Origin of the sequence: Bacteroides sp. NSJ-48, assembly GCF_014287405.1 — a bacterium.
In the GTDB taxonomy this organism is placed as follows: Bacteria; Bacteroidota; Bacteroidia; order Bacteroidales; family Bacteroidaceae; genus Bacteroides; species Bacteroides stercoris.
In genome coordinates, this window is the sequence record NZ_JACOOD010000107.1 from 1 (window position 1) to 1,276 (window position 1,276).

At 43.3% G+C, this 1,276-nt stretch carries 1 protein-coding gene; it reads left to right on the plus strand.

The annotated features are described in order from the left end of the window. Window positions 1–62: 62 nt before the first annotated feature. A partial coding sequence (locus H8S52_RS19655) for an IS1182 family transposase (protein ID WP_186910407.1) occupies window positions 63–1,276 on the plus strand: 1,214 nt, incomplete at its 3' end.

The window sequence follows — 1,276 nt, forward strand, 5'->3', positions numbered from 1 at the left end:
CTCAAGCCCGGGCTTTGTTATTACCCAAAGTTTTCGTATCTTTAGGCATAAAGTTTTTCGTTATGGCAAAGTTACATTTTCGTCCTTACATTCCCAACCAAACCGTTCTTTTTCCACAAAGAATTGATGAAAACATAGCTACGAACGACCCGGTTCGCATCGTGAATGCTGTTATTGACAACCTCAATCTTGAGAGTTTCAAGAAGCTTTATAAGGAAACGGGCCGTTGTCCTTATCATCCTAAAATGATGCTTAAGGTGATAATCTACGCCTACATGAATAATATCTATTCTTGCCGTAAAATAGAGAAGCACCTCCTTCGTGACATTCATTATATTTGGCTTGCCGGTAATGAGCATCCGGATTTTATCACGATCAACCGTTTTCGTAACCGTGTAAAGGAGGAAATAAATAATGTATTTACCCAGTTGGTTCTTGTCCTTGCCGATAAAGGCTTCATCAGCCTTGATGTGGAGTATATCGACGGTACTAAGATTGAATCCAAAGCCAACAAATATACTTTTGTCTGGCGCAAGACAGTCGAACGGAACCGTACGAGACTAATGGATAAAATCCGTATTCTCTTGGAGCAGGTGGATGAAACCATTGCACAGGAGAACTCTATAAAAGACACATCCGTGGAGTTTACTTCCTGCAAGCTCTCTGACATAGTGGATGAACTTAAAGAAGCCCTGGAACGCCAGCCTGCAACAAAGGATAAGGAAGAAAAGAAAGCCCTGCGCAAAAAGAAGAAGCAGGTCAGGGAACTTGAAGGGTATCGTGACAAGCTGATAGAATATGACAATCACCTTGATACCCTTGGAGAACGTAACTCCTATTCCAAGACCGATCCTGGTGCCACATTCATGCGCATGAAAGAAGATGCCATGAAGAACGGGCAGACCAAACCCGGATATAATCTGCAAATAGGTACTGAAAACCAATTTATCACAGACTTCCGTCTGTTTCCCAACCCTACCGATACACTGACCCTCATACCTTTTTTCCACTCTTTCCAGTACCGCTATAACCGTTTACCGAATATCTGCGTGGCAGACTCCGGTTACGGTTCGGAAGAAAATTACCGGTTCATGCAGGAGAATGGGATAGAAGCCTTCATCAAGTACAATTACTTCCATAAAGAACAGCGTCCCCGTTATACTCCCAACCCGTTCCATGCCGAAAGTCTCCATTACAATGAGGGGGAGGATTATTACGTTTGTCCTATGGGACAGCACATGAACCGTATAGGAACCAAACGTGACAAGACAGCGAG